The organism is Caballeronia sp. LZ008 (assembly GCF_031451435.1).
In the GTDB taxonomy this organism is placed as follows: Bacteria; Pseudomonadota; Gammaproteobacteria; order Burkholderiales; family Burkholderiaceae; genus Caballeronia; species Caballeronia zhejiangensis.
Genome location: NZ_JARUXK010000001.1, coordinates 764,336 through 781,597, shown reverse-complemented (window position 1 = coordinate 781,597; position 17,262 = coordinate 764,336). Strand labels below are relative to the sequence as shown.

General features: G+C 63.1%; 13 protein-coding genes and 1 pseudogene. 10 read left to right on the top strand and 4 right to left on the bottom strand.

Features of this window, described 5'->3' with window-relative positions:
• Positions 1-2: 2 nt before the first annotated feature.
• From QCE49_RS03680 to QCE49_RS03665, 4 genes are all read left to right on the top strand, one after another.
• The gene (locus QCE49_RS03680; protein ID WP_008350819.1) at positions 3-716 is read left to right on the top strand and encodes an ABC transporter permease; all 714 of its coding nucleotides are present in this window, start codon (positions 3-5) and stop codon (positions 714-716) included.
• Positions 717-741: 25 nt separating this feature from the next.
• Positions 742-1,521 carry an ABC transporter ATP-binding protein gene (locus QCE49_RS03675; RefSeq protein WP_008350821.1) on the top strand — a complete coding sequence of 260 codons (780 nt, stop codon included), beginning with the start codon at positions 742-744 and terminating at the stop codon, positions 1,519-1,521.
• 550 nt (positions 1,522-2,071) lie between these two features.
• Positions 2,072-3,220 carry a porin gene (locus QCE49_RS03670; protein WP_008350822.1) on the top strand — a complete coding sequence of 383 codons (1,149 nt, stop codon included), beginning with the start codon at positions 2,072-2,074 and terminating at the stop codon, positions 3,218-3,220.
• Between the two features lie 333 nt (positions 3,221-3,553).
• A complete protein-coding gene (locus QCE49_RS03665; protein ID WP_008350824.1) occupies positions 3,554-4,663 on the top strand; it encodes a porin in 1,110 nt (369 codons plus the stop codon).
• Positions 4,664-4,741: 78 nt separating this feature from the next.
• Here QCE49_RS03665 and QCE49_RS03660 read toward each other — a convergent pair whose 3' ends face one another.
• The 3 genes from QCE49_RS03660 to zwf all read right to left on the bottom strand — a co-directional run bounded on the left by QCE49_RS03660 (position 4,742) and on the right by zwf (position 8,932).
• Entirely contained in the window at positions 4,742-6,652 is a 1,911-nt protein-coding gene (locus QCE49_RS03660; RefSeq protein WP_033536676.1) for a bifunctional transcriptional regulator/glucokinase, read from the bottom strand.
• The gene (gene pgl / locus QCE49_RS03655) at positions 6,633-7,343 is read right to left on the bottom strand and encodes a 6-phosphogluconolactonase (RefSeq protein ID WP_175981807.1); all 711 of its coding nucleotides are present in this window, start codon (positions 7,341-7,343) and stop codon (positions 6,633-6,635) included. The genes QCE49_RS03660 and pgl overlap by 20 nt, the downstream gene beginning before the upstream one ends.
• 128 nt (positions 7,344-7,471) lie before the next feature.
• On the bottom strand, positions 7,472-8,932 hold the full coding sequence (gene zwf / locus QCE49_RS03650; RefSeq protein WP_008350831.1) for a glucose-6-phosphate dehydrogenase: 1,461 nt from the start codon (positions 8,930-8,932) through the stop codon (positions 7,472-7,474).
• Positions 8,933-9,515: 583 nt separating this feature from the next.
• Here zwf and QCE49_RS03645 point away from each other — a divergent pair.
• The 6 genes from QCE49_RS03645 to QCE49_RS03620 all read left to right on the top strand — a co-directional run bounded on the left by QCE49_RS03645 (position 9,516) and on the right by QCE49_RS03620 (position 16,542).
• A complete protein-coding gene (locus QCE49_RS03645; RefSeq protein ID WP_008350833.1) occupies positions 9,516-10,769 on the top strand; it encodes an ABC transporter substrate-binding protein in 1,254 nt (417 codons plus the stop codon).
• 255 nt (positions 10,770-11,024) lie between these two features.
• Positions 11,025-11,882, top strand: coding sequence for a sugar ABC transporter permease (locus QCE49_RS03640; protein ID WP_309806051.1), 858 nt, complete (start codon positions 11,025-11,027; stop codon positions 11,880-11,882).
• A complete protein-coding gene (locus QCE49_RS03635; protein WP_008350838.1) occupies positions 11,872-12,729 on the top strand; it encodes a carbohydrate ABC transporter permease in 858 nt (285 codons plus the stop codon). The genes QCE49_RS03640 and QCE49_RS03635 overlap by 11 nt, the downstream gene beginning before the upstream one ends.
• 30 nt (positions 12,730-12,759) lie before the next feature.
• Positions 12,760-13,878 (top strand): ABC transporter ATP-binding protein, encoded by a 1,119-nt coding sequence (locus QCE49_RS03630; protein ID WP_008350840.1) that lies wholly within the window; start codon positions 12,760-12,762, stop codon positions 13,876-13,878.
• A 106-nt stretch (positions 13,879-13,984) separates the two neighbouring features.
• The gene (locus tag QCE49_RS03625) at positions 13,985-16,096 is read left to right on the top strand and encodes a prolyl oligopeptidase family protein (RefSeq protein ID WP_250456522.1); all 2,112 of its coding nucleotides are present in this window, start codon (positions 13,985-13,987) and stop codon (positions 16,094-16,096) included.
• An 89-nt stretch (positions 16,097-16,185) separates the two neighbouring features.
• A complete protein-coding gene (locus QCE49_RS03620) occupies positions 16,186-16,542 on the top strand; it encodes a hypothetical protein (protein WP_250456523.1) in 357 nt (118 codons plus the stop codon).
• Between the two features lie 278 nt (positions 16,543-16,820).
• Here the strand turns inward: QCE49_RS03620 and QCE49_RS03615 are convergent.
• Positions 16,821-17,262 (bottom strand): annotated as a pseudogene (locus tag QCE49_RS03615) (Bcr/CflA family drug resistance efflux transporter); the annotation flags it as partial.

Genomic DNA, 17,262 nt, shown 5'->3' with positions numbered 1-17,262 from the left:
TCATGATCGAAATCATCCAGGAATACTGGAAGAATTACCTCTTCACCGACGGCTACCGCATCACCGGTCTCGCGATCACGATGTGGCTGCTCGTCATCTCCATCGGCCTCGGCTTTTGTCTTTCGGTGCCGCTCGCGGTCGCGCGGGTGTCGAAGAACAAGCTGCTCTCGCGTTCGGTGTGGCTCTATACCTACGTGTTTCGCGGCACGCCGCTCTATGTGCAATTGCTGCTCTGCTACACGGGCCTGTATAGCCTCCAGGTCGTGCGCGATCACATGCTGCTTTCCGAGTTCTTCAGAAGCGGGATGAACTGCACGCTGCTCGCGTTCACGCTGAATACGTGCGCCTACACCACCGAGATTTTCGCCGGTGCGATCAAGGCGACGCCCTACGGCGAAATCGAAGCCGCGCGCGCGTATGGCATGTCGAGCTTCACGCTGTATCGGCGCGTGATTCTTCCGTCGGCGTTGCGGCGCGCGCTGCCTTACTACAGCAACGAAGTCATTCTGATGCTGCACGCGACCACCGTCGCGTTCACGGCGACCGTGCCGGACATCCTCAAGATCGCGCGCGATGTCAACTCGGCGACGTATCAGTCGTTCGAGGCGTTCGGCCTCGCCGCCCTGCTCTACCTCTGCATTTCGTTCGCGCTCGTGTGGCTGTTCCGCCGCGCCGAGCATCGCTGGCTCGCTTATTTGCGGCCGCAAGGCAAATAAGTTCACCGCCGCTCAAGGACCGTTCATGATTTCCCAGCAGCACAAGCTTTTCGTCGATGACATTCACAAGCAGTACGGCAGCAACGAAGTTCTCAAGGGCGTGTCGCTGAAGGCGAAGGCCGGCGACGTCATCAGCATCATCGGGTCGTCGGGCTCGGGCAAGAGCACGATGCTGCGCTGTATCAACTTTCTCGAACAGCCGAATCAGGGGCGCATCTTCGTCGACGGGAAAGAAGTCCGCACGATGAAGGACAAGACCGGCGCGCTGAAGGCGGCGGACGCGCAGCAATTGCGGCAGGTTCGCTCGAAACTGTCGATGGTCTTCCAGCACTTCAATCTCTGGTCGCACATGAACGTGCTGGAGAACGTGATCGAGGCGCCCGTCAACGTGCTCGGACTTTCGCGGAAAGAAGCGGAGGAGCGCGCGCGTACCTATCTGGAGAAAGTCGGGCTCGCGCCGCGCGTGGAGAAGCAGTACCCGTCGCATCTGTCGGGCGGGCAGCAGCAGCGCGTGGCCATCGCGCGGGCGCTCGCGATGCATCCCGATGTCATGCTCTTCGACGAGCCGACCTCCGCGCTCGATCCGGAGCTCGTCGGCGAAGTGCTGAAGGTGATGCAGACGCTCGCCGAGGAAGGCCGCACGATGATCGTCGTCACGCACGAGATGGCGTTCGCGCGCAACGTGTCGAACCATGTGGTGTTTCTGCATCAGGGGCGCATCGAGGAAGAAGGCCATCCGGATGCCGTGTTCGGCAACACGAAGAGCGAGCGCCTGAAGCAGTTTCTGTCGGGCAGCCTGAAGTAAGCGATCGCTGCCGGAAGCAGCCTTCCACTCCAAAAAAAGCGTCCGTGAGGCGCTTTTTTTATGCCCGGCCGCAAGGCTTTAGACCTCTTTCGCGCCCTGCCTCGACCTAGCGCCGCGGCGAGCGCGCGTCAATAGGCGACAAACCTGACCCCGAAACTTACATGCCGCTGAAGCCCTGATGGAATAAGGCTTTGCGGCGTATTTCCCATCCTGTGGGTCGACTGCCTAGCACATGGGCATTGCATTTTTGACACAAACGGTCGGCGATCGTCATTTTTCTTTGGCGACCATAACGTAATTTGTTAAATTGGTAACGAAAGTACCAAAACGAAGTACACAAAAAGTAGTTTTACTTCAAAAGTCCAAAAGAAACTGAGGAACGGCACCGATCGACGGATCGGGGTCAGATTCGCGCCCACGACGTGCGAATCGTCACTAGCACTACAGCCCGCGCGTGTCCTTCCTCTGAAAACATTTTCGGTTGGGTGCGCTCGCATCGAACCACACAGCAGCACTTGGGTTCTATTTCTTGACAGGGTTGGAGGAGATGATGAAGAAAGCTTTGCTCGCGTCGGCAGCACTGCTGGCGTTCAGCGCGGGGGCGCACGCTCAGAGCAGCGTGACGCTGTATGGCCGCCTGGACGCGGGGCTCGAATACATGAACGGTGTGCCGACCGGTCCGGCCGGCGCGCCCGCCACCGGCTCTTCGCACCGCTTCAAGGCGGAAAGCGGCGATTGGGGCACGAGCTTGTGGGGTTTGAAGGGCGTCGAAGATCTGGGCGGCGGCTATCGCGCCGTGTTCCAGTTGGAAGGCAGCTTCAACACCATGACGGGTCAAGGCCCGGGCGGCGGCGGCCTCTTCAATCGCTGGGCGACGGTCGGTATCGCGAACAATCAGTTCGGTACGCTGTTGCTGGGTCGTGAACTCTTCATCGCCAACGGCGTATGGGACTTCGATCCGTTCGGTCAGTCGAACTGGTCGTCCGCATCGCTGGTGCGTGGCCGCAACTGGCCGCAGTCGAGCAACAACATTTCGTACCAGTCGCCGAAGTTCGCGGGCTTCGACTTCTACGGTCAGTACTCGCTCTCGAACGCGACGAACTGGAACGGTAACGGCACGACGCCGCAAGGCCGCGAAGCGGGCGCGTACATCACGTACACGACGCCCCTCTTCCAGATTCGCGGTATGTACGACGAAATCCGCAACCCGGCAAACGGTACGCTCGGCGGCGCGTACAACCCGATCGACGGCGGCTCGGGCGGCAACGGCGTCTATGCGTACTCGCGCGAGTACACGGCGATGTTCAACCTGTTCCTCGGTCAGTTCAAGGTACAGGGCGCTTATCAGGCAATCCGCAGCTCGGGCATGACGGGCCAGTTGCCCGGCCAGCCGACCACGCTCGATCACGAATGGGGCGGCGTGACGTGGCAAGCCACGCCGGCAGCAGCGCTGATCGCGGCGGTGTACCACGTCAACGGCAACAACGGCGCGGGTAACGCGACCATCTACACGGTCGGCGGCTCGTACAACCTGTCCAAGCGCACGCTGCTCGACCTGCAGGTTGCGACGGTGCAGAACAGCAAGGCCGCGAACTACGGTCTCAACGCCAACAACTATGGCTCGGCTGCTTCGACGGACAACCCGTTCCCTGGCCACAGCCAGACGGGCGTGTACGCAGGTATCCAGCACTCGTTCTAAGCAACGGGTCTGACAGAAAAGTCTTTTAGAAGGTTTTCACGCTGCTGCGAGAGGCGCGTATCGGTGCGGTGCCCGAAAGGGTATCGCACCGTTTTTTATTGGATCGCGAGACTTTCGGGCGTTTGCAGCTCGGGCATAACGAACGTCGATGCCGACGGTATCCTGCCCGCGCACGACATTTGTCAACTCGGCAACTAAAACTACAAAACCGGGCATCCGACAAAGTAGTTCTACTTCACAATCCCTCCGAATTCGAGAAATGACGCGGATCGCGGCGTGATCGCGATGCCTCGTTATGCACATGTTTTCTTTGACAGCGTTTTGGAGGGGATGATGAAGAAGGTATTGCTCGCGTCGGCAGCACTCATGGCGTTCAGCGCAGCGGCACATGCACAGAGCAGCGTGACGCTGTACGGCCGCATCGACGCGGGACTCGAATACATGAGCGGCGTGCCCGACGGCGCCGGCGGCAGCACGCACCGTTTTCGCGCCGAAAGCGGCGATTGGGGCACGAGCCTGTGGGGCATCAAGGGCGCCGAGGACCTGGGCGGCGGCAACCGCGCCGTTTTCCGGCTGGAAAACGGCTTCAACGCGATGAACGGCCAGGCGCAAGGCAACCTCTTCAATCGCTGGGCGACGGTCGGTATCGCCAACGATCAGTTCGGTACGGTTCTGCTCGGCCGTGAGCTCTTCATCTCGAACGGCATATGGGACTTCGATCCGTTCGGTCAGTCGAACTGGTCGTCGGCATCGCTGGTGCGTGGCCGCAACTGGCCGCAGTCGAGCAACAACATTTCGTATCAGTCGCCGAAGTTCGCGGGCTTCGATTTCTACGGCCAGTACGCGCTGTCCAACGCGACCAACTGGAACGGCAACGGCACCACGCCGCAGGGCCGTCAGGCCGGTGCGCAGATCACCTACACATCGCCGCTGTTTCAGGTGCGCGGCATCTACGACGAGATCCGCAACCCGGCGAACGGCACGCTCGGCGGTGACTACAGCACGGGCAACGGTGCCTACGCCTACTCGCGCGAATACACGGCGATGTTCAACGTGTTCCTCGGCCAGTTCAAGCTGCAGGGCGGCTATCAGGCGATCCGCACGTCCGGCATGACGAACCTGCTGCCCGGCCAGCCGAGCACGCTCGATCACGAATGGGGCGGCGTGACGTGGCAAGCCACGCCGGCAGCGGCGCTGATCGGCGCGGTGTATCACGTGAACGGCAACAACGGCGCGGGCAACGCGACCATCTATTCGGTCGGCGGTTCGTACAACATCTCGAAGCGCACGCTGTTCGACATTCAGATCGCCACGGTGCGCAACAGCAGCACCGCGAACTACGGCCTGAACGCCAACAACTACGGCACGTCGGCGGCGACGGACAACCCGCTCGTCGGACACAGCCAGTCGGGCGTGTACGCGGGCATCCAGCACTCGTTCTGACGCGCCGGTTCGATCCGCAAGACAAAGGGCCGCCGATTCGCATCGGCGGCCCTTCGTTCATCGCGCTTCGAAAGCGCTTCAGTCGCGCGCCATTCCCGATGCGCCGTGGCTCAGCCAGTCGAGCACGGCGGCGGCGTCATCGTCGCTCGACTGACGCGCCTTCGCGACCGTCTCGCTGATCTTCGCGCCGGGCTTCGGCGCGGCACGGCGAATCGCGACGCCGACCGCGAGAATGTCGATGATGACGAGGTGCAGAATGCGCGAGATCATCGAAAGCTGCGACTCGCGGATCTCGATGTGATCCGTCTCCAGCGCGACCGTCGCGCGCTTGGCGAGCGGCGTGTTGCTCGACGTAATAGCGATGACCGTCGCGCCTTGCTGCATCGCCACTTCGAGCACGCGCAGCAGTTCCGGCGCGCGCCCCGACTTCGACACCGCCACGATCACATCGCCCTTGCCGAGCAGCGCCGCGGACGCCGCCTGCATGTACAGGTCGCCGTACGCGATCGTCGGAATGCCGAAGCGGAAGAACTTGTAGTGCGCGTCCTGCGCGACGATATTCGAATTCCCGAGCCCGTAGAACTCGATGCGCCGCGCGCCGTTGAGGATATCGATCGCGCGCTCGACGTTCTCGAAGTTCAGATGCTCGCGCAACTGCAGGATCGCCGACACGGTGTTGTCGAGCACCTTCGCGCCGAAGTCCGTGGCCGTATCGCCGAGATGCACCTGGCTGTGGCTCACCGGAATGGTGCCGGTCAAGCCGGTCGCGAGCTTCAGCTTGAAGTCGGACAAGCCCTGGCAGCCGAGCGAGCGGCAAAAGCGGATTACCGTCGGCTGGCTGACGTCGGCCTTGCGCGCGATGTCGATGATCGGATCGTTGATGATCGAGCGCGGATGATTCAGCGCGAGATCGGCGACGCGCCGCTCGGCGGGCGTCAGCGCGTCACGCATCTGGCGGATGCGTTCGAACACGGCCGACGAACCGCTGTTCGCGCGATTCGACAACTGTTCCGACAAAATCGCCGACACGCCGAGAAACGCCGGATATTCCGCCGTGATGATGTACGTCGGAATGCCCGACAGATACTGCTGGAAGCGCCCTTTCGACTCGAAGCGCTCGCGAAACGGCGACTTGTGGAACAGCTCGCCGAGCTTCAGCACGATGCCGCCGCCGATGTAAATGCCGCCCAGCGCGCCCAGCGTCACCGCGATATTGCCCGCGAACGTGCCGAGGATCGCGCAGAAACAGTTCACCGTTTCGAGCGCGAGCGGCTCGCCTTGCAGCGCGCGCGTCGTGACATCGGCGGCGGTGAAGGTGTCGGCGACCGTGACGTTGTCGCGCTCCGCGAACGCCCGGTAGATCAGCTCCAGCCCCTGCCCCGCGCACACGCGCTCGAACGAGACGTGCGGAAACTTGCGGCGCGCATAGCGGGTGACGAGGTCTTCGTTCTCGTCGAACGGCGAAAACGTCGCGTGGCCGCCTTCGCTGCCGAGCGCGATCCAGCGATCGTCCGCCGGAATCAGCCCGGAGACGCCCAAACCCGTGCCGGGGCCGAGCAGACCGATCACGCTGTTCTGCCGCCGCGAGCCGCCGCCGACCTGTTCGCGCTGGGCGTCGGTCAGGCCGGGCAGCGCCATCGCGAGCGCGGTGAAGTCGTTCACGACGAGCAGCGTGTCGAAGCCGAGCGCGCGGCGCGTCGCCTCGATCGAGAAGCTCCAGTCGTGATTGGTCATCTTCACGTGATCGCCGTCGACCGGATTCGCGATCGCGATCGCCGCATGATTGACGCGGCCGACCTTCGTGTCCTTCAGATACTGCTGCATCACCTCCGCGATGCCGGGGTAATCGGCCCCCGGATACACGCGGATCTGCCCGATCTCGCCGGTTGCGGTCTCCAGCGCGAAGCGCGCGTTCGTGCCGCCGATGTCGGCCAGAAGCCGCGGTCCGTCGGCGTGCTGAGCCGCTGTCTTATGCACACCAGTAGACATCGAGCTTCACTCCTTCAGCGTGGGCCAGCGTCGAGATGGCGTTTTTTTGCGGCGCGGCGAGCGCCGCGTTCAGGACGTCGAGTTTCTTCTGCCCGGCGATGAACAGATACAACTGCCCGATCTGCTTGAGCGCCGACATCGACAGGCTCACGCGCGCATGCGGCGCCGCGCCCGGATGCACGGCGATGAACCGGTCCGGCGTGGAGATCGCGAAATCCCATTCGGGCGCGTCGGCGAAAATCGAGGCCGTGTGGCCGTCCTCGCCCATGCCGAGCACGGCCACGTCCGGCAGACGGCGGCGCGGATCGGCGTTCAGTTCGGCGATGTGCGCCTCGAGCGGCTTGGCCGTATCGACGAGCGGCAGGAAATACGCCGACGCCGCCGCGTTCTGCAGCAGCGTGTCGCGCACGAGCTGCGCGTTGCTCGCGGAATCGGTTTCGGGCACCCAGCGGTCGTCGACGAGCGTCACGTCGATGTGCGCCCAGTCGAGCGGCTCGCGCGAGAGCGACTGCAAGAACGGTTTCGGACTCGTGCCGCCCGAGACCGCCAGCGTGGCGTGAGCGGTTTGTCCGGCGGCATCGGCCGATGCCGCGCCTCTTGCCGCGAGGGACGCTTTCAGCGCGTCGCTCACGGCTTTCGCCAGCGCGTTCGAATGGGCGCGCGGATCGTCGAAAGTATGAAGCTCGATCACTGCTCCTCCTGCTTGTTCTGGTTTATCGATCCGCTTTCTGTTCGCGCCGTCGCAATGACGGGCGAAGCGGTGTCCTGAATCTTCGTGCGCGCCGCGCGCCTCTTGCGGGCTGCGTCGGCGTCAATCCCTCAATTCTCTTCTTCCAGCCAGCATGTGCCCGCCTGCGCGAGCATCGCGCTCGATGCCGCCGGTCCCCACGTGCCCGCCGCATACGGCTTCGGCTTGCTGGTCGCCGATGCCCACGCGTTCAGGATCGGCTCGACCCAGCGCCACGCCGCTTCCTGCTCGTCGCGCCGCACGAAAAGCGCGAGGCGGCCGTGAATCACATCGAGCAGAAGCCGCTGATACGCCTCCATCTGTCCTTCCTTGAAGAACTGATCGAACGCGAGATCCAGATGTACGCTCGCGAGGTTCATGCCCTCGCCCGGCTGCTTCGCCAGGCAGTAGAGACGAATCGACTCGTTCGGCTGCAACCGGATCACGAGACGGTTCGCGCCCGCGCGCAATGCGTTCGCGCCGAGCGCCGAATGCGGCACCGCGCGGAAATTCACGACGATCTCCGCGACGCGATCCGCGAGCCGCTTGCCGGTGCGCAGGAAAAACGGCACGCCCGCCCAACGCCAATTCTCGATCTCCACCTTCAGCGCGACGAAAGTTTCCGTCGTGCTGTCGGGGCGCACGCCCGGCTCGGTCACGTACGCGGGCACCGCCGTACCGCGGATCACACCCGCATGATATTGCCCGCGCACCGCGACGCGGCTGATGTCGCGCTCGTCGATGGGCTTGAGCGCGCGCAGCACGCGCAGTTTCTCGTCGCGCACGGAGTCGGAGTCCATCGAGTGCGGCGGCTCCATCGTCACGATGGAAAGCAACTGGAGCAAGTGGTTCTGCACCATGTCGCGCAGCGCGCCCGTATTGTCGTAGAAGTCGCCGCGCGCTTCCACGCCCAGTTCCTCGGCGATCGTGATCTGGATGCTCTCGACCCATTCCCGCCGCCACAGCGGCTCGAAAAGCGCGTTGCCGAAGCGCAGCGCGAGCAGGTTCTGCACCGGCTCCTTGCCGAGATAGTGATCGATCCGATAGATCTGCTCTTCCTGGAAGATTTCGCCGACGGCGTCGTTGATCGCGTTCGACGACTTCAGGTCGTAGCCGAGCGGCTTTTCGAGCACGATGCGCGCGTTCTGGTTCAGGCCGACATCGGCGAGCGCCCGGCAGATCGGCACGAACAGCGACGGCCCCGTCGCCAGATAGAAGACGCGCGTGCCGTCGAACCGGGCGAGCGCGTCGCGCAAGACGACGAAGTCCTCCGGACGTCCCAGGTCCAGCCCGACGTACTCGAAGCGCTCGATGAAGCTCTGCCACGCGGCTTCATCGATGCCGTTCTTCGCTACATGCGGCTTCACGTGATCCTCGACCCACGCGCGGTATTCCTCTTGCTGCTTGGCCTCGCGCGCGACCGAGACGATTCTGCCCGCCGGATTGAGCATGCCCGCGCGATGCGCCTCGAAGAGCGCGGGAAGAATCTTGCGCATGGAGAGGTCGCCGGTGCCGCCGAAGAGTACGAAGGTGAAGTTCGAGTCGCTTTGCATGAGTCTCTACGTGGGTTCGAGAGCGGATGTGAGTCGAATCGGGGCGAGTCGCCCGGGTAACTACCGATGACAGCGTAGTCCGATAAAATTTTTTTTGACACTGAATTGTAGTTTAACTACAATCCAAATCAAGAGGAAATGTCATCTACAGAAAATTGCCAAAGTCAATCAGACAAGTCTGGTGACGAGCTTTTTTACAGATGATCGTTCTGAGCGCATGTTAACGGAGCGCGCGGCGCGCCGCTTTCCACGGAAAGCGCCCCTTGCGGCTCACGATCGTTCAGGCCTCGCGCCTCGCCGTCGAGTGCGTCTTTCGGGGCAACGCTCGAACGAACGGGTAAAAATCAAAAGAGGAGACAGCCGTTGCGATTCAACCCACTCATCTCTTGAGCGCCGTGCGGCCGACTATCGGTCTGCCGGCCCGGCACGTCGCGTCCGTCGTGACTCGCGCCTGCCGCATCCCCGCCGACACCGCCGATTCCCGGCCATCCAGTTTTGCCGTTTTTTCCACCGCTTCTTAGCCATGCTTCTGGCTGCATCGGGAGCCAATCGTTTCTTGTCAGGTGTCTGGAGGAGATAAACAATGAAAGTCCGTAAGCTCATGGGCGCGCTGTGCGCCGCAGGTCTTCTGTGCGGCGCGACGGCGTCGGCGGTTCAGGCTGCCGAGGCCGTTTCCGTGTTGCACTGGTGGACGTCCGGCGGCGAATCCAAGGCTGTCGGCGTGCTCAAGGACGACATGACGAAGCAGGGTTACACCTGGAAGGACTTCGCTGTCGCGGGCGGTGCGGGCGCGGCCGCGATGACCGCGCTGAAGACGCAGGTCATCTCGGGCAACGCGCCGTCGGCGGCGCAGATCAAGGGTCCGCTGATCCAGGAATGGGCCGAGCAAGGCGTCCTCGTGCCGATCGATTCCGTCGCGGGCGACTGGAAAAAGAACCTGCCGCCGGAAATCGACAAGATCATCCACGCCGACGGCCACTACGTCGCCGCGCCCTTCTCGGTGCATCGCGTGAACTGGCTGTACATCAACAAGGCCGCGCTCGACAAGGCGGGCGGCAAGGTCCCGACCAACTGGAACGAGTTCTTCCAGGTCGCCGACAAGATGAAGGCCGCGGGCATCATGCCGATCGCGATGGGCGGCCAGCCGTGGCAGGACCTGACGCTGTGGGAAGACGTCGTGCTGTCGCAGGGCGCGGACTTCTACAAGAAGGCGATCGTCGATCTCGATCAGAAGACCTTGACCTCGGACAAGATGGTTCAGGTGTTCGATACGGTCCGCAAGATCCAGGGCTACTTCGATAGCGGCCGCACGGGCCGCGACTGGAACCTCGCGACCGCGATGGTCATCAACGGCAAGGCCGGCATGCAGTTCATGGGCGACTGGGCGAAGGGCGAATTCGCCGGCGCCGGCAAGAAGGCGGGCACGGACTACGTGTGCGCGCCGGTGCCGGGCACGGAGAAGGCCTACACGTTCAACGTCGACTCGTTCGTGTTCTTCCAGCAGAAGGGCCAGAAGGCTGCGACGCCGGGCCAGCTCGCGCTCGCGAAGACCATCATGACGCCGGAATTCCAGGAGCAGTTCAGTCTGAACAAGGGGTCGATCCCGGTGCGTCTCGGCGTCCCGATGGATAAGTTCGACGACTGCGCGAAGAAGTCCTACGCTGATGAACAGACGGCGATCAAATCGGGCGGCTATGTTCCGTCGCTCGCGCACGGCATGGCTCAGGGCGATGCCGTCGCCGGCGCGATGACCGACGTCGTGACGAAGTTCATGAATTCGTCGCAGGATTCGAAGAGCGCGGTTGCCGCACTCGCGAACGCCGCCAAGACGAAGTAAGGCCGCATCCGCCCGGCGCGTGTGCGAAAGGCATGCGCCGGGCGGGGCAAGACAGAGCAGGACTGCATCTGTAACGTCGCAACATTTCAGCGCCAGCAGGCATTCGCCACAGAAGCGCCAGTCAGTGCACCTAAACGCACGAAAAGCGCCGGCGCATCTTCCAGGAGTCGAGTCGTGACTGCCTCCATCGCCGCGGACAAGAAACCGCAAAACCCGCCCCGTCGCGCGTCACCGACGGCGGCGCTCGCCGATCGCATGATTCCGAAGCTGGTGCTCGCTCCCAGCGTCGTGATCGCGCTCGTTTTCGTGTACGGCTTCATCGCCATTACCGGGTATCTGTCGCTTTCCGAATCGCGGCTCATGCCGCGCTACGATTTCGCGGGCTTCGACCGCTACAAACAGCTTTTCGCCAACGACGTCTGGTGGACTTCCGCCGCCAACCTCGGCTGGTTCGGCATTCCGTTCATCGGGATTTGCGTGTTCCTCGGCCTTTTCCTTGCAATCCTTCTCGACCAGAAGATCCGCAACGAAGGTGCATTGCGCGCGGTCTTCCTCTATCCGATGGCGCTTTCGTTCATCGTGACCGGCACCGCGTGGCAGTGGATTCTGAATCCCGGCCTCGGTCTGGAGAAAGTGTTTCATGACTGGGGCTGGACGAGTTTCTCGTTCAACTGGCTCGGCGACCCGGACAAGGCGATTTTCTGCGTCGTGATCGCCGCGGTGTGGCAATCGACGGGCTTCGTGATGGCGCTCTTACTCGCCGGTCTGAGCTGCGTCGAAGGCGAAAATTTCAAGGCCGCGCAAGTCGATGGCGCGACTCTGCCGACCATCTACCGCAAGATCGTGATTCCGAGCATGCGCCCGGTGTTCTTCTCCGTGCTGCTGATCCTCTGCCACATCACGATCAAGACCTTCGACCTCGTCGTCGCGTTGACGGCGGGCGGTCCGGGCACGTCGTCGTCGCTGCCGGCAATCTTCATGTACACGTTCTCGTTCAATCGCGGGCAACTGGGCGTGGGCGCCGCATCGTCGATGATGATGCTCGCCACCGTCGTCGCCGTGCTCGTGCCGCTCATGTATCTCGAATCGAGGAGCACCCGCAATGCAGCCTAAGATGACCCTGAGCCGCGCCGTCATCTACGCGGTGCTCATACTTTTCGCGCTCTACTTCCTGTTCCCGATCTACGTGATGCTGTCGACGTCGTTCAAGGATCTCGACCAGCTTCGCACGGGCAATCTGCTCACGCCGCCGACGCACTTCACGTTCGCGCCGTGGGTCAAAGCGTGGCAGGAAGCGTGTACCGGCGTGCGCTGCGACGGCATGGAGCCGTTCTTCATGAACTCGGTCCGCATGGTGATCCCCGCCGTGCTGATCTCGTCGTTCATCGGCGCGTTCAACGGCTACGTGCTCACGCACTGGCGCTTCCGCGGCGCGGACGCCATCTTCACGATGCTGCTCGTCGGCTGCTTCATCCCCTTCCAGGCGATCCTTCTTCCGATGGCGCGTCTGCAGGGCTTTCTCGGCCTTTCGAACACGACGACCGGCCTCGTGCTCGTGCATGTGATCTACGGCATCGCGTTCACGACGATGTTCTTCCGCAACTTCTACGTGAGCATTCCGGCCGAGCTCGTGAAGGCGGCGCGCATCGACGGCGCGGGTTTCTTCACCATTTTCACGAAGATTCTGCTGCCGGTGTCGCTGCCGATCTTCATGGTGTGCCTGATCTGGCAATTCACGCAGATCTGGAACGATTTCCTGTTCGGTATCGTGTTTTCGGGCGTGGATTCCATGCCGATCACGGTGGCGCTGAACAACCTCGTGAACACATCGACGGGCGTGAAGGAATACAACGTCGACATGGCCGGCGCGATCATCGCCGCATTGCCGACCATCCTCGTCTACATGATCGCGGGACGTTATTTCGTGCGCGGGCTGACGGCCGGCGCGGTGAAGGGTTAAACGAGCAGTATCGAGAGATAGAGGATTCACATGGCAAGCCTTTCCATCCGTGACGTGTACAAGACCTACCCGAACGGGGTGCCGGTTCTCAAGGGCGTCAATATCGATATCGAGGACGGTCAGTTCCTGATCCTCGTCGGCGGCTCGGGCTGCGGCAAGTCGACCCTGCTGAACATGATCGCGGGTCTGGAGACCGTGACCCGTGGCGACATCATGATCGACGGCAAGACAGTCAACGACCTCTCGCCGAAGGACCGCGATATCGCGATGGTGTTCCAGTCCTACGCGCTCTACCCTTCGATGAGCGTGCGCGACAACATCTCGTTCGGTCTCAACATTCGCAAGGTGCCGAAGGACGAGCAGAAGAAGATCGTCGATCGCGTGTCGGAGACGCTGCAGATCGGTCATCTGCTCGATCGCAAGCCGGGGCAACTGTCGGGCGGGCAGCGTCAGCGCGTCGCGATGGGCCGCGCCCTCGCACGCGATCCGGTGATGTTCCTGTTCGACGAGCCGCTTTCGAACCTCGACGCGAAGCTGCGCATCGAGATGCGTTCGGAGATCAAGCTCTTGCATCAGCGCCTCGGCACGACGATCGTCTACGTGACGCACGATCAGATCGAAGCGATGACGCTCGGCGATCGCATCGCGGTGATGAAGGACGGCATCGTGCAGCAGTTCGGCGCGCCGCAGGAGATTTACGATTCGCCGTCGAATCTGTTCGTCGCGGGCTTCATCGGCGCGCCGCCGATGAACTTCATCACGGGCAAGCTCGTCGAGTCGGGTTCGGGCGTCGGTTTGCAACTCGATACGGGCGTCACGCAGAAGGTGCTGAATCTGCCGTTCGATGCGGGTCGTTTGCGCAGCAAGGTCGGGCAGGATGTGATTCTGGGCCTGCGCCCGGAGCGCATCACCGATTCGCGCAGCGCGCACGATGTGTCGGATGCGAGCCTGCAGCCGGTCGACGTGCGCGTCGACGTGATCGAGCCGACCGGCCCGGACACGCTCGTGTTCGCGCAGGTGAACGGCAAGCGCGTCGTGTCGCGCGTGCACCCTGCGAGCAATCCGCAGCCGATGACGAACATGACCCTGCTGTTCGATGTGTCGAAGGCCGTGCTGTTCGATCCGCAGACGGAAGAGCGGCTGGCTTGAGTCTGCCTGGTCGTTGAAGTTGAAAGCCGCGCTGATGCGCGGCTTTTTCATTGCGCCGCCATAACAGGCACAATCGGCGTTTTGCCTTTCGAAGCTCCGATTCCGCATGACCATCCTCGATCAGAATCCCGAACTCGCCTGGCCGCCCTCCGACGGCCCCGATCCCTTCATCGGCCTCGAAGCGCTCGACGACGCCCGCGTGCAGTCGTGGATCGACGCCCAGAACCGCCGCACCGAAGCCGCGTTCGGCAACACGCCCGACGCGCGCGCCCTCGCCGGCCGGCTCGAAAAGGCGTACACGTCGAAAGACCGCATCGTCGCCTGTTCGCGTTACGGCGACTGGGGCTACAACACATGGCAGGACGACGCGCATCCGCTCGGCATCGTACGCCGCACGCCGTGGTCTGCGTGGCTCGAAGGCAAGCCCGCATGGGAAACGATCCTCGACGTCGACGCGCTCGCCCTGAACACCGACGCGGTGGGCGACACACGCTGGGCCCTCGCCGACTTCGACATGCTCTATCCCGACTACGATCGCGCGCTCGTGAGCCTGTCGCCGGGCGGCTCGGACGCGTGCATGGTGCGCGAGTTCGAGATCGCGCCGAAAACGTTCGTCGCGGATGGCTTCGCATTGCCCGATGTCGGCAAGCACGACATCTCGTGGATCGATCGCGACACCGTGTACGTCGGCTGGGACGACAGCAAGACGAACCCGAGCCCCGCGCTGACGACATCCGGATTTCCACGGCAGGCGCGTCGCTGGAAGCGCGGCACGCCGCTCGCGGATGCGCCCGTCGTGTTCGAAGGCAATCGGCGCGACGTGTCGGCGGGCGTGGACTACGATCCGATCGAGAAGCTGCATCTCGCGTCGCGCGCGGTCACGTTCTACGACACGCTCAACTACTGGCTCGACGAAACCGCCAACGAATGGCGCCAGTACGATCTGCCGTCGCACGCGGAAATCGAGCACTGGAACGGCTGGCTCTTCGTCACGCCGCGCAAGTTCTGGAACGCGGGCGGGCGCCGCTACGCGCCCGGCACGCTGACCGTCATCCGCCGCGACGCGTTTCTCGCCGGCTCGCGCCGGTTCACGGCGCTTTTCACGCCGTCGGAACGCCTCGTCCTCGCGGGCATCGACTTCACGAAGCAGTTCCTCATCGTTTCGCAGATGGATGACGGCACGCCGCGCGTCACGCTGCTGCGCCCGGACGCGAATCCCGATGACGCATGGCAGGCGCGCGAATTCGCGCTGCCGGAAGCGAGCCAGTCATGGGTCGATTCGATCGACAGCGAACGTGACGACACCGTGCTCATCCACGTCGAGCATTTTCTGTTGCCGCCGTCGCTCTATCACGCCGATCTCGCCAGCGACGCGCCCTGGCGACTGCTCGCGCGCCTTCCCGCGCAATTCGACGCAACCGGTCTCGCCGCCGTGCGCCGCCACGCGATCGCGCCGGACGGCGAGCGCATTCCTTACTGGCTGATCGGAAGAGACATCGAGACCACCGCCGAACCGCGCCCTTGCCTGCTCTACGGCTACGGCGGCTTCGAAGTCGCGCTCGACCCCGGCTACGACGCAACCACGGGCATCGCGTGGCTCGAACGCGGCGGGCTGTACGCGGTCGCGAATATCCGTGGCGGCGGCGAGTTCGGCCCGGCGTGGCATCAGGCGGCATTGCGCGAGAACCGTCAAATTTCGTTCGATGATTTCACCGCGGTGGCGCAAGCGCTCGTCGATGGCGGCGTCACGACGCCGAAGAAGCTCGCCATTCGGGGCGGCAGCAACGGCGGCCTGCTCACCGGCGCGTGCATGGTCCAACGGCCCGAGCTTTTCGGCGCCGTGCTGTCCGAAGTGCCGCTGCTCGATATGGCGCGCTTTCACTTGCTGCTGCAAGGCGCATCGTGGATCGACGAATACGGCGATCCCGACGACGCCGGCGATCTTCATCATCTGATGGCGTATTCGCCGTATCAGAACGTGAAGGCCGACGTGACGTATCCGCCGGCGCTGTTCACGTCATCGACGAGCGACGACCGCGTGCATCCCGGCCACGCGCGCAAGATGGCCGCGAAGATGCAGGCGCAAGGCCACGCCGACGTCTGGTATCAGGAGACCGGCGACGGCGGGCACGGCGCGGGCGTCGAACCCGGAGCAGTCGCGCAGGCGGAAGCCGCGGCCTTCACGTTTCTCGCGGCGACGATCGGCCCGCTCGAATAGCAGCACGCGGGGACGTTTCAGTCGATGCCTATCGAGAAGCGCGAACGCATTCTGCAGGATCTGGACCCTTCGAATGCGCTTCCCGAGTCATGCCGATACCGATCCCGCCGACACGCTTCACGCTCGACCCCGATGCGTTCGCCGCCGCCGGCGAACGCGCCTTCGTCACGTCGAACCTGCATGAGATCGTCGCGCTCTGCGTGATCTCCGATGTCAACGAGGCCACGCTGTCCGCGCTCGCGGCGCGCGGCATTCGTCTCGCGCCGCCCATGCCGACGCTCGCGCGCGCAATTTTGGCGAACATCGGTTTCACGGCGCGCAACAGCGCGTTTCGGCCGTCACGCGGCCTTGCCCACCGATTCGAATTCCTTCGATATGTCGTCGTTCGACGACGGCCTACACTCGTCTCATTCCTTGATGCAGTCCAGCTTCGTCGACAAGGCTGAAACGGCAACGAGGAATAACCGAATCGACACGAACCCGATCAGGAAGCACCTTTGACCCAGGCACCACTGATCGCTCATCTGGAGAACATGCCTATTGCCCCTGCGACCGAAGCGAGCCGGTAAACAACTTTGACCCAGTAAGTTACCGAATCGACAAACAACTGCGATCGACCCAGGAAGCACCTTTGACCCAGGCACATCTGATTCGAGACCGCAAAAACGAGCATCAAATGTTGAGCCTCGCCACATAGCGAGGCTTTTTTGTTTCTGCGCGCCGTTCAGACCTTCACGGGCGCCGCGTGCGAGCGCAGCACCAGCGTGCGCCCGGCGAATGTCAGCACGCCGCACACGCCTATCACGATGCCCATTCCATGCGGCGAAACATCGTGAAACAAGCCGACGGCGAGACTCGCGAGCGCGCCGAGCGCGAGCTGCATCGCGCCGAAAACCGCGGCGGCCGCGCCCGCGTTGTGCGGATACCGATGCATCAGCTCGGTCGTGCAATTGGCCGACAGCAGTCCGACCACGCCGACCACGAAGAACAGCGTCACGACGATCGACCACAGGCCGCCCAAGCCCGTCAGCGCCACGAACGCGACCGCGAGCGCCGCCGCGACGCTCACGAACGATGCAGCCGAAATCATCTTCATCGCGCCGACGCGGCCGACGACCTTCGTGTTGAGCACATTCCACGCGATGATTCCGACGATGTTCAGGCCG